This is a genomic window from Pseudomonas leptonychotis (assembly GCF_004920405.1).
Lineage (GTDB): Bacteria > Pseudomonadota > Gammaproteobacteria > Pseudomonadales > Pseudomonadaceae > Aquipseudomonas > Aquipseudomonas leptonychotis.
The window spans coordinates 91,806-117,729 of record NZ_RFLV01000001.1; the positions used below are offsets into that span (position 1 = coordinate 91,806).

General features: G+C 58.2%; 24 protein-coding genes and 3 tRNA genes. 2 read left to right on the forward strand and 25 right to left on the reverse strand.

Going from position 1 to position 25,924, the window contains the following annotated elements:
- Nucleotides 1-15: 15 nt before the first annotated feature.
- The 9 genes from D8779_RS00445 to D8779_RS00485 all read right to left on the reverse strand — a co-directional run bounded on the left by D8779_RS00445 (nucleotide 16) and on the right by D8779_RS00485 (nucleotide 11,902).
- Nucleotides 16-1,107, reverse strand: a complete 1,092-nt coding sequence (locus tag D8779_RS00445) for a WD40/YVTN/BNR-like repeat-containing protein (protein ID WP_167492516.1) — start codon at nucleotides 1,105-1,107, stop codon at nucleotides 16-18.
- Nucleotides 1,108-1,304: 197 nt separating this feature from the next.
- Entirely contained in the window at nucleotides 1,305-2,675 is a 1,371-nt protein-coding gene (locus D8779_RS00450) for a DUF1329 domain-containing protein (RefSeq protein WP_136662509.1), read from the reverse strand.
- Between the two features lie 64 nt (nucleotides 2,676-2,739).
- On the reverse strand, nucleotides 2,740-4,698 hold the full coding sequence (locus D8779_RS00455; RefSeq protein ID WP_136662510.1) for a DUF1302 domain-containing protein: 1,959 nt from the start codon (nucleotides 4,696-4,698) through the stop codon (nucleotides 2,740-2,742).
- Nucleotides 4,699-5,320: 622 nt separating this feature from the next.
- Entirely contained in the window at nucleotides 5,321-7,981 is a 2,661-nt protein-coding gene (gene pepN, locus D8779_RS00460) for an aminopeptidase N (protein WP_136662511.1), read from the reverse strand.
- Nucleotides 7,982-8,035: 54 nt separating this feature from the next.
- On the reverse strand, nucleotides 8,036-8,872 hold the full coding sequence (locus D8779_RS00465; RefSeq protein WP_136662512.1) for a DUF2797 domain-containing protein: 837 nt from the start codon (nucleotides 8,870-8,872) through the stop codon (nucleotides 8,036-8,038).
- Nucleotides 8,872-9,135, reverse strand: coding sequence for a YeaC family protein (locus D8779_RS00470; protein WP_136662513.1), 264 nt, complete (start codon nucleotides 9,133-9,135; stop codon nucleotides 8,872-8,874). Before D8779_RS00470 ends, D8779_RS00465 begins: the two co-directional genes overlap by 1 nt.
- A 45-nt stretch (nucleotides 9,136-9,180) precedes the next feature.
- Entirely contained in the window at nucleotides 9,181-10,044 is an 864-nt protein-coding gene (locus D8779_RS00475; RefSeq protein ID WP_136662514.1) for a rhomboid family intramembrane serine protease, read from the reverse strand.
- On the reverse strand, nucleotides 10,041-11,015 hold the full coding sequence (locus D8779_RS00480) for a metallophosphoesterase (protein ID WP_136662515.1): 975 nt from the start codon (nucleotides 11,013-11,015) through the stop codon (nucleotides 10,041-10,043). Before D8779_RS00480 ends, D8779_RS00475 begins: the two co-directional genes overlap by 4 nt.
- Nucleotides 11,015-11,902, reverse strand: a complete 888-nt coding sequence (locus D8779_RS00485) for an NAD(+) kinase (RefSeq protein WP_136662516.1) — start codon at nucleotides 11,900-11,902, stop codon at nucleotides 11,015-11,017. Before D8779_RS00485 ends, D8779_RS00480 begins: the two co-directional genes overlap by 1 nt.
- A gap of 108 nt (nucleotides 11,903-12,010) precedes the next feature.
- Between D8779_RS00485 and D8779_RS00490 the strand changes: the two genes are divergently transcribed.
- Nucleotides 12,011-12,955: a DUF1853 family protein gene (locus D8779_RS00490; RefSeq protein WP_136662517.1), complete on the forward strand. Its 945-nt coding sequence runs from the start codon at nucleotides 12,011-12,013 to the stop codon at nucleotides 12,953-12,955.
- A gap of 31 nt (nucleotides 12,956-12,986) precedes the next feature.
- On the opposite strand, the gene D8779_RS00495 is transcribed toward D8779_RS00490, so the two are convergent.
- The 5 genes from D8779_RS00495 to D8779_RS00515 form a co-directional block, all read right to left on the reverse strand.
- Nucleotides 12,987-14,096, reverse strand: coding sequence for a cyclic nucleotide-binding domain-containing protein (locus tag D8779_RS00495; protein WP_136662518.1), 1,110 nt, complete (start codon nucleotides 14,094-14,096; stop codon nucleotides 12,987-12,989).
- Nucleotides 14,097-14,137: 41 nt separating this feature from the next.
- On the reverse strand, nucleotides 14,138-15,073 hold the full coding sequence (locus D8779_RS00500) for a 1-aminocyclopropane-1-carboxylate deaminase/D-cysteine desulfhydrase (protein ID WP_136662519.1): 936 nt from the start codon (nucleotides 15,071-15,073) through the stop codon (nucleotides 14,138-14,140).
- Between the two features lie 2 nt (nucleotides 15,074-15,075).
- A complete protein-coding gene (locus tag D8779_RS00505; protein WP_136662520.1) occupies nucleotides 15,076-16,446 on the reverse strand; it encodes a coiled-coil domain-containing protein in 1,371 nt (456 codons plus the stop codon).
- A gap of 262 nt (nucleotides 16,447-16,708) precedes the next feature.
- Nucleotides 16,709-17,140, reverse strand: a complete 432-nt coding sequence (locus tag D8779_RS00510) for a nuclear transport factor 2 family protein (RefSeq protein WP_136662521.1) — start codon at nucleotides 17,138-17,140, stop codon at nucleotides 16,709-16,711.
- A gap of 63 nt (nucleotides 17,141-17,203) precedes the next feature.
- Nucleotides 17,204-19,237: an NADPH-dependent 2,4-dienoyl-CoA reductase gene (locus D8779_RS00515; protein WP_136662522.1), complete on the reverse strand. Its 2,034-nt coding sequence runs from the start codon at nucleotides 19,235-19,237 to the stop codon at nucleotides 17,204-17,206.
- Between the two features lie 238 nt (nucleotides 19,238-19,475).
- Between D8779_RS00515 and D8779_RS00520 the strand changes: the two genes are divergently transcribed.
- Complete coding sequence (locus tag D8779_RS00520) at nucleotides 19,476-20,516, forward strand: AraC family transcriptional regulator (RefSeq protein ID WP_136662523.1); 1,041 nt, start codon at nucleotides 19,476-19,478, stop codon at nucleotides 20,514-20,516.
- Here the strand turns inward: D8779_RS00520 and D8779_RS20525 are convergent.
- The 11 genes from D8779_RS20525 to gspG all read right to left on the reverse strand — a co-directional run bounded on the left by D8779_RS20525 (nucleotide 20,513) and on the right by gspG (nucleotide 25,923).
- The gene (locus D8779_RS20525; protein ID WP_167492515.1) at nucleotides 20,513-20,689 is read right to left on the reverse strand and encodes a hypothetical protein; all 177 of its coding nucleotides are present in this window, start codon (nucleotides 20,687-20,689) and stop codon (nucleotides 20,513-20,515) included. The two genes, D8779_RS00520 and D8779_RS20525, sit on opposite strands and share 4 nt — an antisense overlap.
- Nucleotides 20,690-20,751: 62 nt before the next feature.
- A tRNA-Asp gene (locus D8779_RS00525) sits at nucleotides 20,752-20,828 on the reverse strand.
- Nucleotides 20,829-20,927: 99 nt separating this feature from the next.
- Nucleotides 20,928-21,004 (reverse strand) — tRNA-Asp (locus D8779_RS00530).
- A gap of 33 nt (nucleotides 21,005-21,037) precedes the next feature.
- Nucleotides 21,038-21,113 (reverse strand) — tRNA-Val (locus tag D8779_RS00535).
- A gap of 145 nt (nucleotides 21,114-21,258) precedes the next feature.
- Nucleotides 21,259-21,774 carry a type II secretion system protein M gene (locus tag D8779_RS00540; RefSeq protein ID WP_338109850.1) on the reverse strand — a complete coding sequence of 172 codons (516 nt, stop codon included), beginning with the start codon at nucleotides 21,772-21,774 and terminating at the stop codon, nucleotides 21,259-21,261.
- Nucleotides 21,775-21,776: 2 nt separating this feature from the next.
- Nucleotides 21,777-22,913 (reverse strand): type II secretion system protein GspL, encoded by a 1,137-nt coding sequence (gene gspL / locus D8779_RS00545; protein WP_136662525.1) that lies wholly within the window; start codon nucleotides 22,911-22,913, stop codon nucleotides 21,777-21,779.
- On the reverse strand, nucleotides 22,910-23,875 hold the full coding sequence (gene gspK, locus D8779_RS00550) for a type II secretion system minor pseudopilin GspK (RefSeq protein WP_136662526.1): 966 nt from the start codon (nucleotides 23,873-23,875) through the stop codon (nucleotides 22,910-22,912). The genes gspL and gspK overlap by 4 nt, the downstream gene beginning before the upstream one ends.
- The gene (gene gspJ / locus D8779_RS00555) at nucleotides 23,872-24,567 is read right to left on the reverse strand and encodes a type II secretion system minor pseudopilin GspJ (protein WP_136662527.1); all 696 of its coding nucleotides are present in this window, start codon (nucleotides 24,565-24,567) and stop codon (nucleotides 23,872-23,874) included. The genes gspK and gspJ overlap by 4 nt, the downstream gene beginning before the upstream one ends.
- A complete protein-coding gene (gene gspI, locus D8779_RS00560; protein WP_136662528.1) occupies nucleotides 24,564-24,953 on the reverse strand; it encodes a type II secretion system minor pseudopilin GspI in 390 nt (129 codons plus the stop codon). Before gspI ends, gspJ begins: the two co-directional genes overlap by 4 nt.
- A complete protein-coding gene (gene gspH, locus D8779_RS00565) occupies nucleotides 24,950-25,492 on the reverse strand; it encodes a type II secretion system minor pseudopilin GspH (RefSeq protein ID WP_136662529.1) in 543 nt (180 codons plus the stop codon). Before gspH ends, gspI begins: the two co-directional genes overlap by 4 nt.
- A gap of 5 nt (nucleotides 25,493-25,497) precedes the next feature.
- Complete coding sequence (gspG, locus tag D8779_RS00570) at nucleotides 25,498-25,923, reverse strand: type II secretion system major pseudopilin GspG (protein WP_136662530.1); 426 nt, start codon at nucleotides 25,921-25,923, stop codon at nucleotides 25,498-25,500.
- Nucleotide 25,924: the final 1 nt, after the last annotated feature.

The following is a 25,924-nucleotide window of genomic DNA, read 5'->3' on the forward strand; positions in this document are numbered from 1 at the left end:
AAGGCTCCCGGCTTATTATTGTTGGCCCAGATCGGCGCCAGTAGGCGCAGCAGCGTGAACACCACCCTGCCCTACCAGAATCAGATTGCCGTTTTCCATTGCTGCAACGCCTGCCAGCGATAGCCGGTCGGCACGATTGGTCACACTGAAGTTGCGGCCATTATCGGTGCTCTTGAGCACAGTACCGCCATGCCCAACAACCACAATAGAGCCATCAGCCAAACGATTACCATCCGCCAAACCGAACTCGAGGGGGCCATTGTTGGCGGTATTTAGCGTGATTGCTTGCCACGTCGTACCAAAGTCAGCCGAGCGGAACAAATGTCCACGCAGGCCGTAAACCAGTAACGCTCCGGCTTCATCAGTGCCCAATGCGCCGAACAGCGAACCCTCATAAGGGCCCTTTATGGTTTCCCAGGTTTGCCCCCAGTCTGGAGAGCGGAACATCACGCCCTGTTCGCCGACGGCAAACAGGCCGGAGTCTTTGACCTCGACGATGGCGTTGAGGTGATAAAGATCTTCATTGCCCATACGGTCACTGATATCGGTCCAATTGGCACCACCATCAGTGGTTTCCAGCAGAGCACCATAGGCACCCACTACATAACCGTTATTGCGATCTTTAAACCAGACATCAAGGAACGGAGCCCCTTCTTCACGCTCTAGGTCTTCGAACTGCTTGACCCAGGTCGCACCGCCATCAGTACTGGCAAGAATTTGCGCATCGTGCCCGACCGCCCAGCCATGGCTATCGTCGATAAAAAATACAGCTGTCAGCATCTGCTTAGTCGGCACCTTGGCCTGAACCCAGCTGGCGCCATTGTCATCGGAGTACAGGATATGCCCGCGCGCACCGACGGTGACCACGCGCTTACCTAGGCTGGCGACGTCCAGCAACAGACTTTGCTGAGCTCTGGCAGAGACGACCGAGTATTGACTGACGTCATCACTGGCAGCCTGCAGTGGTGCGCTGGTAAACATCAGCACGGACAGCACACTGCACAGCGACAGCGCTTTGGCTATCGGTGAGTGGACGCGGAGCGCCGGTGCGCGGGACAAACCCACAACACGATCGGCCTGGGTGCGCCGCATGACGGGCTCACTCATATACCTTCCCCCTTATTCTTATTAGGTAGCACTACCCTTCATAGCAGTGCGCCTATCCTACTGAGCTTTCAAAAGGCCTGACAATCGGCGCGACGTTATGTTTTGTTAAACCCGACTGCTTACCATGCCCTGTTCGACTAACAAATAGCAAAAGGCCGCTACAACATTAGCGGCCTTTTGCTCAACCCACACGCCGATTAACGCGTACCGCGGCGACGCAGCGCTGCAGGCTTGAAGTAACCGTCGTCCGGCACGGCCTGACTGAAGTCAATGGTGCTTGGCTCTTCGTTATCCAAGTTCTGCACGTGATAACGGCGCGCCTGCAAGTCATGGAAGCTGTCCAGTGCAGACCAGGTGGTCGGAAGCTCGTAGTAGTTTTTCAGGTAGGCAATCGACACGCGCCACAATTCACCGCGGCCGTCGTACTGATCAACCACTGCTGCTTGCCAGCTGTCCTCGTCAAGGAACAGGGTGCGCTTGGAGTAGATGTGACGCGAACCCGACTTCAGCGTGCCCTCGACCACCCACACACGGTGCAGCTCATTGCGCGTAAACGCTGGGTTCAAGTGACCGACTTGCAGCAGGTCCTTGTACTTGACGTCTGGGCTGGTGACTTTGTAGCTGTTGTAAGGAATATAGATTTCTTTCTTACCGACCAGCTTCCAGTCATAACGATCTGGCGAGCCGTTGATCATGTCGGTGTCGTCTGCAGTGCGCAGGCCGTCAGCGGCAGCGATTGGGGTGTCGTATGCCAGGTTCGGCGCACGACGTACGCGACGCTGACCGGCGTTGTAACCCCAGGCCTGACGCGGCTCTTTAACCTGATCCAGGGTTTCGTGTACCAGCACCGCACCACCGGCCAGACGCGCCGGGCTCTTGGTGAAGGACAAGTAGTAAAACATGATGTTGTTCAGGTCAGCTGCAGTCCCTTTCGGGTTGTAGAACTTGAACATGGCTTCCTGTTGCGAGGTCACCAGCGAATAGCTGCCGTTACGTTGCACGGCCACTTCCGAGGCGCGACGCACGATGTAGGTGCCGCGGTAGCGAGCAATGTGGTTCCACAGCGCTTCTACGCCATTTTGCGGAATCGGAAACGGAATGCCGCCGTAAGCCTCGGAGAAACCGTTGCCACCATCGAGCAGTTTGGCCGTGCTGGCGTTTTTGAGAGTGTTGTCATACACCCACTTTGGCGCGGAACCGGAGCGACGGGTCTGGTAAACCGGCATCTGGTAACTGTTGGGGTAGGTGTTGAACATCGCAATCTGACCTGGGGTCAGGTTGTCCTTGTACTGTTCCAGGTTGGCCTTGGTGATGGTGAACAGCGGCTTGTCATCCGCAAAGGGGTCAACGTGGTGCTGGCCTGGCGTTTTGTAGGCAGCAGGTACCTGAGTGATGCCACCGGTCCACTCAGGGATGGTGCCGGCGGCGTTACCGGCTTTCTCGGCACCAAACGGGGTGAGGCTTGCGCCCAATTTGGCCACCTCAGCAGGTGAAACTGCGGCGAGCGCGCTACCAGCGGACAGTGCCAACGCAATGGCGGCACCAATCAGCGTGTGCTTGTTCAGCATCTTGATTCTCCGTAATAAGTCATCGACCGAGCGCCCACAGGCACTCGGTGTTTTCTAGTTGTATTTAGAAGGAATATTTGACGTTTACACCGACATTATCGCGGTCGCGACCCGAGTTACTTTGACCGCCCCCCATAAACTCGGTGTACTGAATTTCAGCTTCAAGGCTGTTCTGGTAGCTGGCACGCAGACCTAAGGTGTAGGCCTTGCGATCTTCAATAAAGTTACCGGTCTGGTGCGAGTTACCCTGGAAGTCGTGTTTGAACACTGTAAATGGCGACAGGTTTACACCGGCATATACATCATTCCAAGTACCAGACAGCACCAACGTATAACCATAAGCATCCGCCGATGCACAATCTTGCTTGGCCATAGCGGCGTCGGTCGAATAGGACGTATTGGCACGACCTGCGATGCAACGCTCACCATTGGTAGCGCTGTACTTCAAGCTGTCGCCACGCAGATGCTCCGAAGCAAGTTCGGCAACACCAAACAGCGAATCGAAACTCAGGACATTGCCAAAGCTATGGATCGCACCAATGGATGTATTAAACGCCTCAACTCGACGCGAGTTACTGACGGAGCCATCACGCGAAATCTGCTGACCGGAGATAAGCGCCGTGCCTGCGCCCGGAAGCGTGCCTGAGTTATCCGCAAGTTTTGCGCCCTGCAAAACCAAATCCCCAAGCAAATCGTTTGTGGCAGCGATCCCTACTGGAAGATTCGGGCGGTAAGACAACTCACCAAAGACCGACGTTTTATTCAGCGTGGTATTGAAGCTGAATCCATACATGCGAATGTCTTCAGCATACTCACGCTTGGCCCGAGTGGAGCCTAAAATATCGACTGTAGCCAAACCACCAGCCGCCGCAGCCCCCAGTGCATTTGACAGCGCGCCCACATCAACACCTTGATAACCATTTAAATCAGCATAAATGGTCGGCTCTTTCGCATGATAATTAACTAAGTACGCGCCAAACTCTGTCGAATTTAATTCCTCGACAATGTATTTAAATGAAAGCCCATACTGCCCATCATTTTTCGCATTCAAATCACTGCTTACATCGGCAACTTTAAGAATATCGCCAAACGATGAGTTAACCCCATTTTGGTATATTCCCGCCGCGCGTGCAGTCGCAAGTGGGCCAGCACCGAAACCACCAGCGGCCAACGAGTTATAACCAGAAATCGCCGGCGCCAAAGCGGTTCCAGCAAAATCGTTATAGGCAGTATTACCACCTTCGCCAAATAAATCAGTTTCAGAGAAATAGGTGCCAACCGGATCAATAGCCGACTCTTTCCAGTTGAACTGATAGAACGCATCCATGGAAAGATTGTCAGTCAAACCGACGTTAAAGCTGAGCGCTTCAACTGGAACCAATACTTCTTTAACTTCAGCCCCTGGCAGGCGGAACTTACCGGCATCTACCGGGTTTGTAGTATTAATACCCCCGCGATAGAACAGCCCCTCACCCCAGTTAAACACCTGTTTACCGAAGCGAGCGCCTACAGGCATATCGCCAATATCCCAGTTACCGTAAACATAAGCATCGAGGATTTCTGCGTTACGCCCCGCTGTGTGCCGGGTGCCGCGCGTAAAGCTGTCATCTTTCGGTACATTCTGGCTCGGCTGATAAGCCAGACTGGTGTCGTAATAATCGCTGCGTTTGTCCATGATCTGGGTGTCATAAAACGCGGTACCACGCACGAAGGCACCGTAGTTTTGGTACGTCACTTCCAGGTCAGTAGTGGCTTTGAATACTTCAGAGACCAAGCCAGTATCAAAATTGCGATTACCGTCATTGGTATTGATATCGTTGTTGGTCTTATCCTGCCCTTGCACACGCCAAAGCTGACCGTAAGAAACAGTGGTGTCGATGGAGCCGCTGATTTCATTGTCGGCGAAGCTGAATTCAACCGCCTGGGCATGTGCAGCCATAAGCAGGGGAAGAATGCCGACAAAGGCAAAACCTGCCTTAGCAGGTGCGAAACGCAATACAGGCTTGCGGGACTTAATTTCCATCGAACCGTTACTCCGTGGACAGATCATCTTTTAGTACCCCAACCACTGGGGCATGTTATGGCCATACTGATGACGGCCTTAATGTTGATTGGAAGTAATCTCCCAACGCGCTCACGCGCCCCTACGGCTTGGCATGTGCCTTGAAAGGTCAAATCTGTTCAGCACCTGCAACCATGGTGCCAATTCAAACGATCGTATAAAAAGCTCACAACCGCCGCACACAGAACTTAAAAGCCATTTTATGACCACTCATTCAGCGCGCAGATGACGGCATGCAGTGACGGTTTTTCTTTTTTTGTCCTACCATCTGGCGTGATCCGCCACTACCCGCGAAATAGAGCGCTCAAGCCGTTCAAAGAACCTTGATAAGGTCAAGCCATAAATCTCAATTACAACCGCAAGCACTGCGCTTTCAGCCACCCAAGTAACAAAAAAGTGTTACCCGACACAGCCGGGTAACACTTTTCGCAACTCGATAGACTCAAACGGAACAGCTGGAAGCCTATGCCTTGCGCATAGGCCCGTAGATGCGATCTTTAGTGTTAATCACCCAGATCAACACCCCCACCTAGTAACGCCCCACAGAGGGGAACGGTTTCTGCCAACTGTTACTGCGTCGTGATTAACCCGCCAGGCTCTTGCTGACGACTTCATAGACATCACTGGATAACTCACCCGAGGCCAGAATCCGCTGCAGTTCGCACTTCATCTGCGCCTGACGAGCTGGGCCATATTTGCCCCAGCGGGTTAGCGGCGCCAACAGACGCGAGGCGATCTGCGGGTTGAGGGCATTCAAAGTGATCACCTGATCCGCCAGGAAGCGATAACCACTGCCATCCGCCTGATGGAAGCCTTGTAGGTTCTGCCCAGCAAATGCGCCGATCAAGGCGCGCACCTTATTCGGATTTTTCAAGGTAAATGCGGGGTGCTGCATCAATTGCTCAACGCGCTGCAACGCACCCGGCAAGGCGCAAGCGGCTTGCACGCTGAACCACTGATCCATAACCAAGGGGTTGTCTTTGAAGAACTCGGCGAAGCTGGTCAGCGCCGCAGCCTTCTCGACCTCAAACGGCGAGTTGACCAACACGGCGAGAGCCGCCAAGCGCTCAGTCATGTTGTCAGCGTCCTCGAACTGCTCCAAGCAAGCGGCCAACACCTCGGCTTTGCCGCTCAGCATCAGGTAAGACAGCGCGATATTTTGCAGGCTGCGTCGGGCAAAGTGTTCAGCCTCGGCCACATAAGCGCTCGTACGAGAAACCTCACGATTGCTCTGGTAACGCTGCCATAGCAGATCGAACAAGGCTTGCGACAGCTGTTTACGAGCAAACTCACGAGCGGCGTGAATGGCCTCCACGTCCGCCACGGAGCTGATTTCCGTCAGATACGCCTCACCCGGCAGCGAGAGCATCTCAGCCACCATGGCCTGATCCAGCGAATCATCTGCCAGCAGAGTTCGGCAGGCATCAACCAGACGCTGATCGAGCACCAGCGCCTCACCGCGCTGATGTTGGCCGATCAGGTCCTGCAACACCTGCACCGACAGCTGCTGCCCCGCTTCCCAGCGGTTAAACCCATCACTGTCATGCTGCATGAGAAACATCAGCTGATCACGGCTGTAGGGAAAGCTCAGTTTGATCGGCGCTGAAAAGCCGCGCAGCAATGAGGGCAGTGGTTTTTCGGCCAGGTTGATAAAGGTGAAAGCCTGCTCAGCCTCGGTCACCTGCACTACGCGCGCGCCTTGCACAGCGGTATCTTCACCCACCAACTGCAGTGGTAACTCCATGCCCTGCGCATCGAGCAACGCCAACTCAACAGGAATAACAAAGGGTTGCTTTTGCGCCTGCTCCGGAGTGGCTGGGCAGCTTTGGCGAAATTGCAGGCGATAGCTATTGGCCGCAGCGTCATAGCTTTCACTGACTTCAAGACGTGGCGTACCCGCCTGACTGTACCAACGTTTGAACTGAGTCAGGTCGATGCCGTTGGCCTCTTCCATCGCACGGATAAAATCGTCACAGGTCACGGCCTGACCATCATGGCGCCCGAAGTACAGGTCGCTGCCTTTGCGGAAACCTTCGGCACCGACCAAGGTGCGAATCATGCGCACCACTTCCGAGCCTTTCTCATACACCGTCAGGGTGTAGAAGTTGGAAATTTCCATAAAGGCATCAGGGCGCACCGGATGGGCCATGGGGCCTGCATCTTCGGCGAACTGGTGGGTACGCAGGTAGGCCACATCCTCAATCCGCTTGACCGTGCGCGAATGCATATCGGCGCTGAACTCGGCGTCGCGGAACACGGTGAAGCCTTCTTTCAGCGATAGCTGGAACCAGTCGCGGCAGGTCACACGGTTGCCCGACCAGTTATGGAAATACTCGTGAGCCACCACGGCTTCAACGCGCTGGTGAGCAGCGTCAGTGGCGGTCTCGGCCTTGGCCAGCACGCAACTGGAGTTGAAGATGTTGAGGCCTTTGTTCTCCATGGCACCCATATTGAAGTCGTTGACCGCGACGATCATAAAGATGTCCAGGTCGTACTCGCGGCCGTACACCTCCTCGTCCCACTTCATCGACTTCTTCAGGCTGTCCATGGCGTGCTGGCACTTGTCGATGTTTTCCGGCTCGACATAAATGCGCAACGCCACGTCACGCTGGTTCATGGTGGTAAAGCTGTCTTCAACACACCAGAGATCACCGGCCACCAGCGCAAACAGGTACGCCGGCTTCATAAAGGGGTCTTCCCAGGTCGCCCAATGACGGCCATCACCCTCGCTACCGCTGGCAATCGGGTTGCCGTTAGACAGCAGCACCGGATAGTCATGCTGGGCCGCGCTCAGGGTGGTGGTGAACTTACTCATCACATCCGGGCGGTCGAGGTAGTAGGTAATTTTGCGAAAGCCCTCGGCCTCGCACTGGGTGCAGAACATGCCGCTGGATTTATACAAGCCCTCCAGCGCGGTATTGCTCTCGGGGTGGATGCGCACGCTGCTGTCGATAACAAAGCTGGCGGTGCTCGGCTGCACGGTCAGATGGCTATCGTCCAGTTGATAATCACCGGCGGACAATGCGCGGTCATCCAGCGCCAGGCTCAGCAGTTCTAACTGTTGACCGTCCAGCACCAATGGCGGCAGACCACTGCCCGCCGCCGGGTTGCGCCGCATCACTAACTGCGCGTGTACCAAGGTGTGGTCATCGAACAACTCGAAGGTCAGGTGTGTTTCATCGATCAGATAATCCGGAACCTGGTAATCCTTGAGGTAAATCATCTTCGGCTGTTCAGTGCGCATGGCTTGTGGCCCTTTATCTGCGGCGCGCTCGCGCCGGGTTTGCGTAGATGTCAGTCAGACGGCCAGTTCGTGGACGGCCAGCTGATAAGCAGTGTATTTGCGGATATTGATCACGCCGGTGTCGAACATCAGGTACTGACCCTTGATGCCCAGCAGTGTGCCCTCGGCCAGCGGATTCTTGTCCAGGTTGAAGCTGTTGATCTTCGCCGGGTAGGCGTCAATCGGGTAGGTAATTTGCACCACAGCCTGGTCGTTCAGCGGCTGAATGGCTTGGATGCCAAAGCGCTGCTGCAGCTCGGTCAGCCCGCTGCTGCAACTGGTAAATAGCTGCTCGCGAACCGCTACGAGATCCACCGGTGCTGCATCACCTTTGAGCAGCGCGCGCCAGTTGGTTTTATCCGCCACCTGGCTGCGCAGCAAGTCTTCGACAAAGCCCGATTGTTGACGGGTAGCCACCCGCGCAATAGGTAACGCTTGGGTTGCACCTTGGTCGATCCAGCGCGTGGGGATCTGCGTAGCGCGAGTAATACCGACCTTGACCCCACTGGAGTTGGCCAGGTAAACCACGTGATCGGTCATGCAGAACTGTTCGCCCCAGCTCGGCTCGCGGCAAGTGCCGGCCTCATAATGGCAACGCTCGGGGCTCATGATGCAGATATCGCACTGCGCCAGCTTCTGCATACAGGGGTAGCAATAGCCCTGGCTGTAGCTGCTCTTGGTCTTGCGCCCGCAATGGCTGCAATGGATGGCGCCGAGGAACTCCAGGCGCAGGGTCTTGCCAATCAGTGGATTCACCGGCAGCAGTTCATCACCTAAGCGAAAGCTGTACTGCACCGGCGCTTCCAGCTGCACCGCCATTTTACTCAGGGCACCACGAGCTATCTCACTCATCAGTGCAGGGTATCCGAGGATTTGAACAACAGATTGGGCACCGGCGCGGACTTAGAGCTGCATTCCTGCGGGCCCATATAACCGATGCGCTCTTCTTCCGGTAAGTTCTGAACCTCCCAGGCAATCAGGGCCTGCAGGGTCAGCTCCTTTTGCTCCAGAGTCAGTTTGCGGCCGTCCGGCCATTTGCCGATTTCTACAGCCAGTTTGAGGCTCTGATAAATCTCAGGGGTGATGTTTTCAATCGCTTGAAGAAAAGACGACATGACGCCTCCAAATGCAAAGTGGCAGTTTACCAGCCTGTAGAAGAACTAACTGCGTTGCCGACGCGCCAGCGCACCACCCAGCAGCCCTGTCAGGCAACCTACCAGCAGGCCGCCGACATGCGCCGCATTGGCAATCGCGCCGAATTGCAGCAACTCGAAGATGCCGGTCATACAGATCACCAGCCAGGCCAGCATCATTACCAGCACGCCAGGCGGTAGCTGATAAGCCCTGTTAGGGGCCAAGCGTTGGAAGATCCAACAATGCCCGAGCAAGCCATAGAGCACACCGGACAGCCCGCCAAACAGCGAGGGCCCCGCCCACCAATACTGCGCGATGTTCGACGCCAGACCGAACAACAGACTCAACCCCAGCAGACCGACACCGCCTTGGCGAAACTCAATACGCCGCCCCAGCTCCCAGTACCAAAGGCTGTTCATCGCCAGATGCAGCCAGCCGAAATGAATCAACATCGGCGTGATCAGCCGCCACCACTGGCCGCTGGCGAGGGTGGCGTCCACATAATTCAGGTAAAAGCGCTCCCCCTCGATACGGAAGTCGACGAAACTCAGCCAGCGAATCGCCGCAAAGTTTTCTCCAGCGCCGGTGACGGTAAAAACAATCAAGGTCAGCAACAACATGGCAGCGGTCAGCGGGCTACGCCGTAACTGCACCAGCACGCCATCGCGCAGGGGCTCAGCTGACTCAGCCGGCGGCACTGCAGCATCGCCCTGCGGATAACGTGCATAAAGTGCACGCACCTGTTCAGCCCATTGCTCTTCGGGCACCCAGACCACCTGCTCGCCCGCTTCTTCCGCCACCCGGTGTGGCACCTGCAAACGTTGCAATAACGTGATGAAGCCACTCAGGTCGATCTGTTCGGGTAAGCGCATTGCCGCTACTGCTGTCATGGTCGCGCCTCCGGGCGATCAACATCGACCCAAACAAACTTGTTGGCCTCTAGGCGTGTTTCCTGATCAAGGCGATAGGCGACTAATTTGCCATTGAGTACGGCGCTGTAATCCAAGCACGCCAAGTTGTTGCGAATCGGCGCGGGTTTGCCGCTGCGCCAGTAGTGGCCGACAAACAGCAGCGGCTGATCGGCCCGGTACTTGAGCAACTCGGTCTTCTGCGACTCACTGAGCGGCATCTGCGCCGCCAGCGCCGGCAAAGCATCGGGCTGGAACACAATATCGCCGTAGGTTTGCGGGTCTTCTTCCCAGAATTTGGTGCGAAAATGTGCGCGGGTAAAGCCATCATCACTCGTCAAGGTCATGCCGTGCGGCAGACGCATGTCAGTGCCGCGCAACAGTCGGTCCAGCGCAGTATTGGCAAAACTGCCATGTACCGCCGCCGCTTGCAGAAAATGTTCATCAATACAGCCATCGGCAAACTGTGCGCGCAGCGGTTCGATCAGGCTGTCGTCCCAACAGGCATGCACCACACGAAAACGCTCAGCATCGATAAACAGCGGTAATTCATAGAACCAACCGAGAAATTCGCGCCACTCATCTGGGTAGGCATCGAACTGCTCCAGGGTTTCCTTAATCAGTTTGGCGTGCCGCGGCGTGTGCTCACGTACAAATTGCCGACCACTGCCGGGGGCCGCAGGCGTACTCCAGCCCAGGGCATTGAACTCATGGTTACCCATGATGCACAGCGCTTGACCGGCCACGACCATGTCGCGCACCAGATGCAAGGCTTCACGAATGCGCGGACCACGGTCGACCAGATCACCGAGAAAAATCACCATCCGCTGAGGGTGCCGCCATACACCGGCCTGCTGGCGGTAGCCCAAGGTACTGAGCAATCGCTCCAGCGTTTTCGCACAACCGTGGATGTCACCGATCAGGTCGTAACCACGAGCGGGGTCGAGGTGCATTAGTTACCCCCACCGAGTCGACTGCCCCAGCCGAGCTTGTTGCGGCAGACCTCGAAGAAATTATGATCCAGCGGGTGAATCAGACGCAGCTTCTGCGGCCGCTTGGCCACGGTGATGGTGTCCCCAGGTGCACACGTGAAGTGATTCTGCCCATCACAGGACACCAGCGGATAAATCTGTAGATCCTTGGAGACAACGATTTTCAGCTCGCTGTTGGCATCCACCACAATCGGGCGACTGGACAGCGTATGCGGGTACATCGGCACGATGACGATGGCATCCAGCTTGGGGTGCATGATCGGCCCGCCAGCGGACAAGGCGTAAGCAGTCGATCCGGTTGGTGTGGCGATAATCAAGCCATCCGCTTTCTGGCTGCAGACAAACTGGCCGTCGATATACAGCTCGAACTCGATCATTTTGGTCGACTTGCCAGGGTGCAGCACGACATCGTTAAGTGCATCGCCCTGGCCAATAGCCTCGCCATTGCGGCGCACTTCGGCTTCAAGCAGGAAGCGGTTCTCCGTCAGGTAATGCCCTTCAAGCACCTGCGCAACCTTTACCTCCAGCTCATCGGGGCGAATATCGGTAAGAAAGCCCAGGCTGCCACGGTTGACCCCCAACACCGGTACTTTATGCCGCGCCAGGGCACGGGCCGCGCCGAGCATGCTGCCATCACCACCCACCACGATCACCAGATCGCAGATTTCACCGAGAATTTTGCGTGAGGACGTTTGCAGGCCATGACCGGGCAGCACTTCGGCAATGGTGTCTTCGAGAATCACATGCAGGTGATGAGCGAGCAGAAACTTCTTCAGCCGGCGAATGGTGTCGAGAACCTGGGTACTGCCCAGCCGACCGATGATGCCGATATTACGAAATTGCTCCATGGGGCTCCCGCCAGGCTCTGAATCTAATGGCTCGGATTATGGGCGAAAGCTGGCGGCAGCAGCAAACCGCCAGGCCATAACGCGGCCGTTAAGCGCTATGCTCGCAGCATGATGCCTTTCCCATCGCTCGCCGACTTACTTGCACATCTGCACCAACCTGCAGTGCGCGACTTGGCGTGGACGCTGCTATCACCGCCCCTGCTGGCACAAACGCCCTGGCCACAGCGGCACCCACTCAACGCCAGCAGTTGGCAGCGGCAACCCGATACGCTGGCCGACTGGCTGCTCAGTCTGGACGCCGACAGCCACACCCTGCAGCAATGGCTGAGTCAGCGCTCGGTGCGCCGCCTGGGGCTTTACTACGAACGGCTCTGGCAGTTTGCCCTGCATGCTGCGCCTGGCATCGAGGTACTGGCTGCCAACGTGCCCATCCGGCAACAGGGTCACACGCTTGGCGAGCTGGACATGCTGCTGCGTGATGAAGAAGGGGTCCATCACTTAGAGCTGGCCATAAAGCTGTACCTGGGCCAACCGCATTGCAGCGGCAGCGAGCTGTCACACTGGCTCGGCCCAGGCAGCCACGACCGTTTGGATATCAAACTGGCGCACCTCGGCGAACATCAACTGCCTTTGTCAGCTCGTCTAGAGGCACAACCGGCACTCCATGCACACGACATTGCACAACCTCAGGCCGCACTGTGGCTGGCTGGCTACCTCTTCTACCCCTGGCAACAATCCTACCGTGCAGCGTCAGGCACAAACCCTGCCCACCTACGGGGGCGCTGGCTGCACCGCGCAGACTGGACAAGCTTTACCACTCAGCACCAAGGTCACTGGCAGCCCTTACCGCGACAAGCCTGGCTCGCGCCTGCACGTATAGAAGGGGAGCAATTATGGTCGCACGAGCAATTCCAAACATGGCTCGCAGCACTGCCAAGCGATGCCAATGCGCAGTTACTCGTACGTTTTATTGAAAGCCCACAACACTGCTGGCTGGAAGCCGAGCGGGTGTTTCTGGTGAATGATGGCTGGCCGATGCAACCCACCGCCTAGCGCGCAACCTAAACCACCAGCCGTGAGCCCTTCAGCGACTGCGTTCGGTACGACCACCCGAGCGCGCCAGATAACCCGAGCCACTTTCACACAACAGCGCATCACGCTGCACCGCCGGCAAGGCATCCACACCATCACGCAAAGCGTAAGCGCTGTAGCCCAACTGTGAGAGCAAAAACACCGCACTGGCGCTGCGTTTGCCGCTGTCGCAATAACACAAGTAGGTGCGCGTGGTATCCAGCAGCCGTGCCTTCAAACGCAGTAACTGCAGCGGCATATTGAGTGACTGCAAAGCATGTGCACGCTCGTATTCTTCTTGCAGGCGCACATCCAGCCATTGCGCCCCCGCCGCCAGCAACCGCGACGCTTCGCCAAGCGAGACCTCGTTCACCACCGGCGCTTTCAGTAAAGCAAAGAAGTCCTGGCGATCCAGACGCAGCACCACCCCCTCTTCCAGCATGGTCACCGTGGCATTACGCGGGCTATCCGCCAGCAAAGCCTCCTCGCCAAAGCACGCGCCAATCTCCAACTCAGCCAACACCTGCTGGGCGCTGCCAGCACCACGAATCACTTCGGCCCGACCACTTTTGAGGAAGTAGCAACTGTCGCCAACATCACCTTCCTGCAGCACAGTACTGCCCGCAACCAACTCAATGCGCTGCAGGCGCTCTAGCATGGCGCGCACATTCGACGGTGGCACCTTGGCAAACAGTGGGTTCTCCAGCAAACGCTCAAGCCACTCGACCTCAGCATGGTTTTGCCCCAGCTCCAGCAGCAAATCCTGATAGGCCAGGCGCCACGTCAACAGACGATTGAGAGTCGCCGTGTCCAGCACCAGCACGCTGGCATCGGTCAGCGCCCGTACCTCATGCAGGCGCGGCAAACTCGGTGACAACGGATGACAGCTGGCTTCACTGCCGGCTTGCAAACGCTGCTCCTGGCCATCGACCGATTGCAGTAGCAACTCCCCCGCCAACAGGTAGTAGGTTAGGCGCGCCTGATCCCCAGGCCTAAACAGTAGCTGCCCCACCAACAAGGGTTGTGGGACCAGCTGCACACGCAACTCACGCCACTGTTGCTCGGACAGCACGTTGAGGGGCGTCAGGCTGCGTAACTGCTCGGGATTAAGGGGTTCGCTCATGGAATATCCAGGCTCCGCTGGTGAAATTCAGTGTAGCCGCGTTATGCCGAAGTGTGCTGCAGCAACGCCGCTGCCCGGCCCTGCAAACCACCCGTATGGACAAACACCAGACGACTGCCGCGAGCAAAGTAACCGGCCTCGACCTGCTGGCGCAACGCCATTAACGCCTTAGCGGTATACAGCGGCTCGAGCGGTACACCGCTTGCCGCTTCCGTTACCTGCATAAAGCTCAGCAACTCGGCATCTACCTTGGCAAAGCCACCGCGGCTGGCAGCATGTAACTGGTAGCCGCCAACGGGTCTATCAGCATCCTGCACAATCGCCTGCACCTGCTGCTCGACACCATGATCAATCGGTACGGCCAGCGCGGCGTGCACCGGATGCTCAGCGGCCTCACCCAACAGCACACCGGCCAGCGTGGTGCCCGTACCCGCAGCCAGCCACCAGGCGTCATAATCGGCCCAGCCTAGACCAGGCAATTGCTCACGAACCTGTCGCACCAGCCCTATACACCCCAACGCCCCCAATAGTCCGCCACCGCCCTCCGGTACGGTATAAATACCCGGATACTGCGTCCGCCAGGGCAGCCAAAAGTCCGCGGTATGCCGCGCCCGATAGCCCGCATACCCCAACCAGTGCAATTGCATGCCGAAGGCGTGGAGATCACGCACCGTTGGCGTCTGCTGGGGATGCCCACGCAGCAGGCCAACCGTGTTAAAGCCAAAGCGTTTACCAGCAGCTGCCAGCGCATGCAGATGGTTAGAGTGGGCACCGCCCAGGCTGATTACGCCAGTAGCGGCGCAGGCCTCTGCTGCGCGCAGGTGCTCGGAGAGTTTGAACCATTTATTACCACTGATCAGCGGATCAAGCAGATCCAGACGCAATATCGCCAGCTCGACGCCAGCTGCGACCGACCAAGCCAGCTGCAACGGCTGTAAAGGCGCACGTGGAGCCCAGTCAGGCAGGATTACAGGCAAGGTTAACTAACGGTGCGCAAACGGCTACTGGCCTTATGCCGCGCACAGCAATTGGACTCACCGAGAGCAAAACGACTGGGCGTATCGATACGGTCGATGGGGATGGCGCAGCGCTCACCACTGGGGAGCGCCGCTTCGCAACTGGGCTTCTGATAATGCGCCAGCCACTTGCGATACTGCTCTTCGCTGACAAAACACTTGGCGGCCACATAAGCCAACGGGTTGTCTTGGTAAGTAGCTATATCCTGCAAAGGAATGGTCAGGTGCCCGGCACCCGGGTGATACACCACAAAAACCACCCCAAGTTTGGCCAACCGCTCGAGAATCTGATCGCCACCCTGGCTGGCCAAATCCGCGTACGCCCGCTTGAGGCGATTGATTTCCTGCAAGGCCTGAGTGTCCTGCTCACCACGATAGGCCAACTCGACGTCGCGAATGGCGATCTGCTCTTTGTATTCAGCCACTGCCGAAGCGATCTTAGCCTGCATCTCGTCTTCGTATTGCGCACGTAGGCTGTCGCTCTCACTGCGGCCATCGTGCTGCAGTGCACGCAGCTGCTCGGTCATCTTTTCACGGGACGTTTGGAAGTTTGCCGCCTGCGCCGCGAGCTGAGCCTTCAGCGCACTGTTGTGCTCTTCTTGCTGCCGCAACGCCTGATGCAGGCCATGAATTTGCGCCTGCAGGTTCTTGTTTTGCTCTTCACTGGCCAATTTGAATTTAGCCAGTTCTTCCTCGTGCTGCTGAGTCAGGCTGCTAATGCGTAACCGCTGCTGCTTGATTAACTGGGCCGCTTTCAGTCGCTGTTCTTGGTCAAGTTTTTCAGTGGCTTTGGCCGCCTCATCCTGAGCAGGGTCAGGCGCGTACCATTTGTCTTCAGAGGCCATTTGCAAGCGCTCTAGCGCAACAGCCTGCGCATTTTCATCTTCGGCCAATAAGCCAAGGCTGTTGCGTTTAACCACATCGCGCAGCAGCGCTAGGTCGTTATTACCTGGCGTTAAGCCAGGGTCCCAGAGGTGCATCTGGTGCCAGGATACCGGGCACTGGCTGCGGCAAGCCAAGCGAATCGGTCCCGCTCCCAGATCAGGCCCCCGTCCGGCGCGCTCAGCCAACGCCTGCAATGGGATGTTCCAGCCGGAGTCCGGTGCGCCCTTCTCATCAAAATCCAGGTAGAAAAACACCAGCGCCTTAATCATCAAGCGCGGGTTGATCAGCACGTAAGCCACACGCATCTGTTGATCGGCGAATTCCGGCATATTTACCACGCCGTCAAGCAAAGCCTCGAATTCAGGGAAAAACATTTGCTTGCAGATGCCGCCGCGTTCACTGAAGAACAGTACGGCCTCAACCATCTGCGGCTTGTTCTGCATGCTCATCGGCTTTCCTCTAGGCTAAACGGGGCGTTCCGCTCAGCGCGTGACGCGCTTGCTTATACTGCGCAACAACTGGCGCAATCAGCAAGATCGCCAACATTCTGACGGGTTAAGCAAGGCCTCTGTTTCAGGCGCTATACCCTTGTTCAGGCAAGTCTAGGGGAAAAACCAAGCCCAGCAATGTGACTGGGTTGGCAGTCGCCCTGCCGGTGAACCGTAAAAACGGACCAACAGGGCAAAACTGTGATGGGTTTGGTGCAACGCCTCAGCTTTTCGCCGCCGCCAGAAAAGGCGCCAGCCTGCGCCCCATCTCCTCACCCAAGGCTTGCAAGCCACTCATGGGCCGAATCATCACCTCGAACTCCACGATCTTGCCGGCCTCGTCGAAGCGGATCATGTCGATACCCTTGAGCTCGCGCGCGCCCACCTTGGCGCTGAATTCCAGCACCACGTTGAGACCATCGGCTGTGGCCAACTCGCGGTGGTAGGCAAAGTCGACAAACACCTGACTCACGGTATTGAGAATCAGCGAAACCATGGGCGCGCCGACATAGGGGTTATACGCCATGGGGGAGCGGAATACCGCCTGCGGATGGAGCAATTCAGGCAAAGCGCGCAGGTCGTTTTTCTGCATCAGGCCATGCCACTGCGCAAGCGTGGCGGCCGCTGCCGGTTGAAGCTGGGCGTTACTGGACATGAGCATTTCCTTATTGTTATGAGCACATGCAAAACGCCCCGCACGAGGCGGGGCGTTTGTCGGTCAGAGTTCGGCGGCGAGGCGCGAACCCTGATTGATCGCGCGTTTGGCGTCCAGCTCACTGGCCACATCGGCGCCACCGATCAGGTGCACGTTTTGCCCGGCGGCGACCAGTCCATCCTGCAACTCGCGCAGCGGATCTTGCCCGGCGCAGACAATCACCGTATCGACCGGCAATACCTGCGGCTCACCGCCGGCAATGCTGATATGCAAGCCCGCGTCATCGACCTTGAGGTACTCAACCGAATTGAGCATCTGCACGTTCTTGTTCTTCAGCCCAGTGCGGTGGATCCAGCCGGTGGTTTTGCCCAGACCATCACCCACCTTGGTCTTCTTACGCTGCAACAGGAAGACCTGGCGCGCCGGTGCATGCACCTCGGCTTTAATTCCCGCCACGCCGCCGCGAGCTTCCAGGTTGGCGTCGATGCCCCACTCGTGCCAGAACGCTTCACGGTCCTGACTGGTGGCGACACCCTGGTGAATGATGAATTCCGAGACGTCGAAGCCAATACCGCCGGCACCAATCACCGCGACCGTCTGGCCGACCGGCTTACGCTGCAGGATGGCATCCAGATAGCTGATCACCTTGGCATGCTCGATTCCCGGAATGGCCGGAGTACGCGGAGCAATACCGGTGGCCAGGATGATTTCGTCAAAACCGCCCTTGGCCAGATCATCAACCGACACGCGAGTGTTCAGACGCAGGTCAACACCTGTGGTTTCCAGCTTGCGCTTGAAGTAGCGCAGGGTTTCAAAAAACTCTTCCTTGCCCGGCACGCGCTTGGCCACGTTGAACTGGCCGCCGATTTCGCTGGCCGAATCGAACAGGGTCACGCTGTGGCCACGCTCGGCAGCCACGGTGGCAGCGGACAACCCCGCAGGGCCGGCACCGACCACTGCAATCTTCTTCACCGCGGTGGTGGCGATGTAGTTCAGCTCGGTCTCATGGCAGGCGCGTGGGTTGACCAAACAGCTGGTCAACTTGCCGCCGAAGGTGTGGTCCAGGCAAGCCTGGTTACAGCCAATGCAGGTGTTGATTTCATCGCTACGGCCTTCAGCGGCCTTGTTGACGAACTCCGGGTCGGCGAGGAACGGACGGGCCATGGAGACCATGTCGGCGTCGCCTTCGGCCAGCACTTGCTCAGCCACTTCCGGGGTGTTGATGCGGTTAGTGGTGATCAGCGGAATGCTGACCTCGCCTTTGAGTTTGGCAGTGACCTTGGTAAAGGCTGCACGCGGCACCTTGGTGGCGATGGTCGGGATACGCGCTTCGTGCCAGCCGATGCCGGTGTTGATGATGGTCGCGCCGGCCTTCTCGATGGCCTTGGCCAGCAGGACGATCTCATCCCAGGTGCTGCCGCCCTCCACCAGGTCGAGCATCGACAGGCGATAGATGATGATGAAATTCGGCCCCACGGCTTCACGCACGCGACGAACGATCTCCACCGGCAGGCGCATGCGGTTCTCGTAACTGCCACCCCAGCGGTCGGTGCGGTGGTTGGTATGGGCGGCAAGGAACTGGTTAATGAAGTAGCCTTCCGACCCCATGATCTCGACACCATCGTACTCAGCCTGCTGAGCCAGCAACGAGCAATTAATGAAGTCCTGAATCTGCTTCTCGATGCCTTCCTCGTCCAGCTCGCGTGGCTTGAACGGGTTGATCGGCGCCTGAATGGCGCTCGGTGCTACCGATTTCGGGCTGTAAGCATAACGACCAGCGTGAAGGATCTGCATGCAGATCTTGCCGTCCGCCTCGTGCACCGCTTTGGTGACGATCTTGTGCTTCTCGGCTTCCTCGACGGTGGTCAGTTTGGCCGCACCGGAGTACACGCCGCCTTCGTCGTTCGGGCCAATGCCGCCGGTGACCATCAAGCCAACACCGCCGCGGGCACGCTCGGCAAAATAGGCCGCCATGCGCTCGAAGCCGCCCGGCTTTTCTTCCAGACCGGTGTGCATGGAGCCCATCAAGGTGCGGTTTTTCAGGGTGGTGAAGCCCAGATCAAGAGGGGCCAGCAGGTTTGGGTAATGAGCAGTCATGGAAGTCTCCACATCGGGCGTTGGCATTTCACGGAAAATGCTGCGATCTCTTAATGGGCCGCAGTCGATATGGTCTAGACGATAAAGAGCCTGGGTGAAGGCCTCAATGACCTAAAGTGACAACTTACTGACTGTAAATAACATCGTCTCTTGGCAAAGCCTAAACACCCACCTACCCTGAGGTCCGGCACGAAGCCCACCCACAGAGCCGTTCCAGGCACAAAACGCAGGGTCCTCAATGGTCAAAAACACCCGGGTCAAACTCGGCGATTTGTCGGTCAGCTTTGTCGACAGCCTGGCTGATGCCATGCGCCGCTGCGCCCAAGATCCACTTCCACTGCTCAACAGCTATGGGCTGGATGCCGCACGCCTGGCCGAACCGCGCGCACGACTGTCGATCCCACGTTATATGCGCCTGGGCCATGCCGCTATCCAGCAATGCGACGAACCGGGGTTGGGCTTACTGATGGGCCAGACTGGCCGCCTGAGCCAACTGGGCTTAGCCGGCGTGACGGCCGCACAAGCACCAACAGTGCGCGAGGCGGCGCGCGCACTGATTCGCTTCGAACCGCTGTATGCCAGCAATTATCGCGGCCAGTCCAGCCTGCATGAGGACAACCGCGGAGCCTGGCTGCGCTTTTATTCGATCAGTCCGTACAACGCCTACAACCGCTTTGTAGTGGATTCGGTACTGGCCAGCTGGGCGCAACAGCTACGCAAACTGGCGCAACAGCCGTTGCCGGTGGAGAAAGTTCAGATCGAATTCCAGGCACCCATCTACGCCGCACAGTACGCCGCGCTGTTCGCCTGCCCGGTGGAGTTTGCCAGCCCGCACAATCAGCTGCGCCTGGATCAGCACAGCCTGAACATGCGCAACCCCGAGCATTGCCCGAGCACCTGGCGGCATCTATTAGAAATCTGTGAGCAGGAACTGACGCAACTAACCCGTACACGCAACCTGCGCGAACGCATTGCTCAACTGCTCGGACCCCTGCTGCATGGCCGTGAGCCGGATCTGACAGAGGTCGCGGCACGCCTGCAATTGCCTGCCTGGACACTACGGCGCAAGCTAGCCGAGGAAGGCACGCAGTTTCGCAGCATTCTCAACGACACTCGCCGTGACCTGGCGATGGCCTATATCCGTGACACCGAACTGGCATTCGGCGAAATCGCTTATCTACTCGGCTTCGCTTCAGCAGAAGCCTTCCAGCGCGCGTTTAAACGCTGGAACCAGCAAACCCCAGGAGAGTATCGCCGCGAGCAACGCAGAGCCGATTAAAGCTCGGTCGCATCCTCGTTCCACTCGGGTAGATCGAGCTCAACGCTACGCTCTTCCAGCAGTTCTTCTTGATAGTCATCCATTGCATATTCCTCCCAACCAATATCGTGGCGTGTGCCCATTGCGCTAACAAAGAGCATGCCAATCAAGCTAAGGGAGGAAGATGAACGCACGATGACAGTTTCTTGCAGGCAATAAAAAACCCTCAGGTATTGCTACCTGAGGGTTTCGTATATGGCGCAGCGGACGGGACTCGAACCCGCGACCCCCGGCGTGACAGGCCGGTATTCTAACCGACTGAACTACCGCTGCGTGTCGGTGGACTTGCGTCCGTACAACTCTTGCTTCATCGGGATGATCAGCTAAATCAGCTTTTCAACCTCACATCGAGCAAGCTCGATATGGAAAATATGGCGCAGCGGACGGGACTCGAACCCGCGACCCCCGGCGTGACAGGCCGGTATTCTAACCGACTGAACTACCGCTGCGCGTCGGTGGACTTTCGTCCGGTTTCACAAGAGTGGTGGGTGATGACGGGATCGAACCGCCGACCCGCTGCTTGTAAGGCAGCTGCTCTCCCAGCTGAGCTAATCACCCGCTGCTTGCGAGGCGCGAAATTTACGCAAGGGGCGCACCTAAGTCAATACCCTGCTTCAAGTTTTTCTAAAAATAAGAAAAGTCGATGCGCCCATCCAGTGCCCAAGTGCGCGGTCACGCACGGTAATGCAGCTGACGTAAACGATTATTGAGCAACCCTCAGGCTCAACCGTGCCGCCACCTGATTGTCACCACTGCGATCCAGGCCTGCCTCGGCAATCTGCACGCCCTGCTCCTGCAAAGCGGCGAACCAACGCAACAGCTGGGCAAAAGGCGCGGCCTGCACACTGACCTGCAGCACACCCTCCCCGTCGCTATCCAGACGTTCAATGGTCAGACCCTGGGTCGTAGCACTGGCCGTGACCAACCCTTGCAGCCGCGCCGGCTCGACGCGGCTCTGCGGAGTGCTGGCCAGGTTGCGCGCCAACGGGGCCTGGCTATGCAGGTAGGCATTGAGTTCACGCTGCGTTTCGAACGCCGCACGTGCTGCCAGCAAACGCTGCTGCGCCGGCTGCCAGAGTGCTAGGTACAGCAGCACCAGCAACAAAAAACCGCCCAGACTGGCCAGCGACAGCTGCTCACGCGGGGCCAGTGTTCGCCAGCGTTGCAGTAGCAGCGAGTTTTCCAATTGGGCCGTAAAGCCTTTGCTTGCCTGACTCATGCTCATCCTCCGATTACCACACGTGCACTGACGCCTGCAGCCTCGCGACTGGCCGAGCCCAACTGCACCGCCAGCCCACTTTCCTGCAATCGTTCACGCAAACGCTCCAGCTCGGCAAAACCCGCAGCCTGGACTTGCATGGCCAGGTCACCACGCGTCTCACTAAAATCCACCTGGCTGATCTGTACCTGCCCGCCTTCAGCCGTCAGCGCACCACTGACCTGAGCGAGCAAGCCAAGCAAACGTGTCTGCCCACCGCCCGCGCCAGCCTGTAGGTGCTGGTCAAACTGTGCTCGCAGGTTGACCAGCTTGCTGTCCTGCGGGAACAGCTCTTGGTACAACGCGGCACTGGCAACGGCGTACTCATCCGCCTGACGCTGCAGGTGCCAGCCCTGCGCCAGATTGAAGCCCCATTGCAACACCAGCCACATGCCCACCAACCCCAGTAAAGGCCGCCAGCGTTGCCATTGACCACCACTGCTCTGCACCGCGAACTCACCTTGCGCCAGGTTATTACGCAGCGGCTGCTGGGCCAGCCAGGCGAACGGCTCGACCACTGCGCGGCGTTCGTCCACAGGCTGCGCAACCGAATGTTGAGGGTCACACCAGGCAATGTGCGGGTGCGCGCACAGTGCACTCAGTTGCGGCCAGTCCGTTGCGGTCAGCGCCATGCGTGTGATGGTTTCACCGCCCAGCAACCAGCGGCCGTGCAGCGCCAAGAGTGCGGTGCCAGGGCCTGGCAGCAGATCAGCATCGACGGCAATCGTCTGAGGGGGCGTGGTGCACAAGGCCAACCAGGCGCTCAGCCAACTACGGCGCACGGCAAATACCCGGTGCCGACCATCGGCCAACTCCTCGCCCAAGGCCAGGTGCATCAGCTCAACCTCCTCGGCCAGTAACTCTTCCACCGCGAATGGCAGGGCCTGACGTAACCAACGGGTTTTGCGCGTCGGCAAGTTGACCGCGCAGGCTGTTACCGCTTCGACCGGTAGGACCAAGGTCCAACTGCCACTCAGCTGTGCCTGCGCAGCGCTGAATGCCAGGGTTTCGGTTACGCCGCTGGCAACCTGCTGTACGGGTAGATCCGCTTGCGCACCAACACAGGCCGCGGGCGGCAAAAACACATAGCTCTGACTCATGGATCGACTTCCTCAACAGGCACTGGCGGCATACCGCCCTGCCCTAAATCACGGGCTAGCACATACACCTTGCCGTCGCTGGCACGCTGCAAGGTACTGCGTAAAACCTGACGGCGCTCACCGACAGTGACTTCGCTGAGCACCTGAAAATACTGACTACCAACACCCAAACCCTGGCTCTGCACCTGCAGGCCGCCGAGCTGCGCGGTAAAACTGGGGAGGTCACGATAACCCTCACTGCCCCGCGCGGCGACCAGCCCCTGGGCGGTGCTAAGCGGCAGGCCGTCGGCCACGCTGGCCAGCACCCGCGCGCTGGCGGTGTTGACGTTAAGCGTGGCATCCGCCGGCAAAGCACTGACAAAGGGCGACAGACGCTGGTAATCCGCTTCGGTCATTTCCAGCAACAGACGCAGCTCGGAGACGTCTTTCAACTCTCGGTTACCGGCACGATAGGCCGGCTGGGCCAGCAGGTATTGGTTGTCTTCGGCACCGTAACCGCCGCTGGGCTGATCGTCGGCATCCAGCCAATCGAGCAGGCGTTCAGCGTAGGGTGCTTCGATCTGCAACCCCAGCAACAAACGGCGAAATTGCGCCACGGCCGCTTCGTTGGGCTGGCCCTGGCGCAGCAGGCTGTTGAGGTTGAAACGTGCGGTCAGATCGGTGATCTGCACCCGCAAGGCGCCGCCCTCATCCAGGGTAAAGGGCGCACGAGCTTTGGCCCAAGCCTCACCCGGGTGATCCACCGACGCACGTGGATCACCCTCACGCAAGTCGCGCTGCAAAATGGCTTTAGCCAGTGTTTCGCCGCCTAGGGCGTAATGCCAAGCCTGGCGTACATGCAGCTGATTGGCACTGCTGCGAATCGACAGTTGTTGACGAGCGATAATCCCGGCGCTGACTACCGTGACCACCGCCACCACTAACAGCACCGTGATCAGCGCCATGCCGCGCTGCCGGTTCATGAGCGAGGCTCCTGGGCAGTGTCATCACCCGGATCACTGGGGTCTTCAGGATTCTGTTCAGGGGCTTGTTGCAAACGCTCAGGCACGCCTTCGGGTAGGCGCAGTAGGCGACGCAGTTCACCGTAACGGCGATGTTCAATAATCAGTTCGACGGCTTGCGGCAAAGCGAGCAACGCATCGGCCGGATTCTTTTCGGCTGGCGGCCAGCTGTCATGCCAGGCCCCTTCCTGATCACGGTAACGCAGCTGCAGCCGCGTCACCCCATCCAACGCCTGTTGCACTTGCAGCTCACTGTCCTGGGCCTGATCCAGCACTGTCCAGTATTGGCGCTGCCATTGCTCGCCACTGAGTTGCCAGCGCACCCGCTGCAGGCTAGAGCGCGGCTGCCCCAAAGGATTGCGCCAGCCATTGCGGGTCAATTCTATGCTGGGACTGTCCAGTGCCTCACCGAGCAAAGCCGCACGCGGATCACCAAACGCATCACGCGTGGCGCGTGCCTGCACTTGCAACAGGTCACGTTCAAAAGCCGCCATGGCGCGCACCAGCTCGCGCAACTGCATTTCGTGAGCGCGGGTGACCTTATCGGTCTGCAGCACGCTGTCGAGCATGCGGTAAGTACCCAGACCCAGCAGGGCAAAAATAGCGATGGCAATCAGCAGTTCAAGCAGAGTAAAACCGCGCACGGCTTTCATTGCATCACCCCGAGAAAACCATTCAAGCTCACTACTGCCCGTTCACGCACATCTCCAGCCAACCGCCCCGGCTCTGAAAGAGCGACCCAGAGGGTGACGCGGCGCATATCAGGCTCACTGGTGGCTTGCACTTCGCTCTGCCATTGCCATCGTCGCCCGGCGAAGTCCAGCTCGCCCTGCTCATGGCCATCAGCCACGGGGCTCGGCGCCAGTTGCAGTTCAGTCAGGCGGTTATCGGCGATCCACATTGCCAGGGTTTTGTCTTCTAAGCGGGCGGCGGTTTGCAAGCTACGCGCGGTGGCGGTCAACACACTGGCGGCGACCATGGCGAAAATCGCCAAAGCCACCAAAACCTCCAACAGCGTGAAGCCAGCGCTGCGCTTCATTGTCTGCGCCCTGCCGGTTGCTCGCTCTCGACCTTCGGCAACTGGAAACCATCGCTGACCAGCTGCAGGCGCAAACCATCGGCGCGCCGCTCGCCCAGGAGCAGGCGAAACGGACTGATCTCCCCACTTGAAAGCAGCAACAACTGCGGCACCAGGGTGGTCTTGGATGGTTCCTCACCCTCAGCGGCCGGTAATTCGAGCGCCGTACCTTCCAGCTCAACACTCAACTGCGCCCACGCGGGCAGCTGGTGCGGCTTGTTGCTCAGCGCCTGCCAAGCCTGCTTTGTAGAGTCATAACGCAGCACTTGATAGGCCTCGCGACTGAGCAACAGACCGTACTCCTGGTTATCCAGCACGGCCTCCTCGGCCAGCACGCCAATCAGTCCGGCCAGCCGTTCGGCTTCGTTATGCAGCTCGCGTCCGGGACCGGCGATGCCCACGCTAAGCACCGCAATACCGATCAGGCTGCCGAGAATAACCAGCACCACCAGCAGTTCGATCAGGGTGAAACCCTTGGCCTGATTCACATGCTGGCGCATACGAGTCAGAGGTCCCAGTTACCGATATCAGCATCCTGATCGCTGCCACCTTCCTTGCCATCAGCGCCCAGCGAATAGAGATCAAGCGCGCCCTTGGTACCCGGTGACAGATACTGATAGGCATTGCCCCACGGATCGACCGGCATACGCTTGAGGTAGCCATCGCGGTTCCAGTTCTTCGGCTGCGGGTTACCCGAGGGCTTTTTCACCAGCGCTTCCAGGCCCTGCTGGGTGCTCGGGTAGGCGTGGTTGTCCAATTTGTACATGTCCAGCGCAGCCGCCACGGCCTTGATATCACCCTTGGCCACGGTGACCTTGGCCTGATCGGGCCGGCTCATCACCTGCGGAACGACCAGCGCGGCAAGAATGCCGAGGATCACCACCACCACCATGATTTCGATCAGCGTAAAACCGGATTGCCGCTTGTTCACT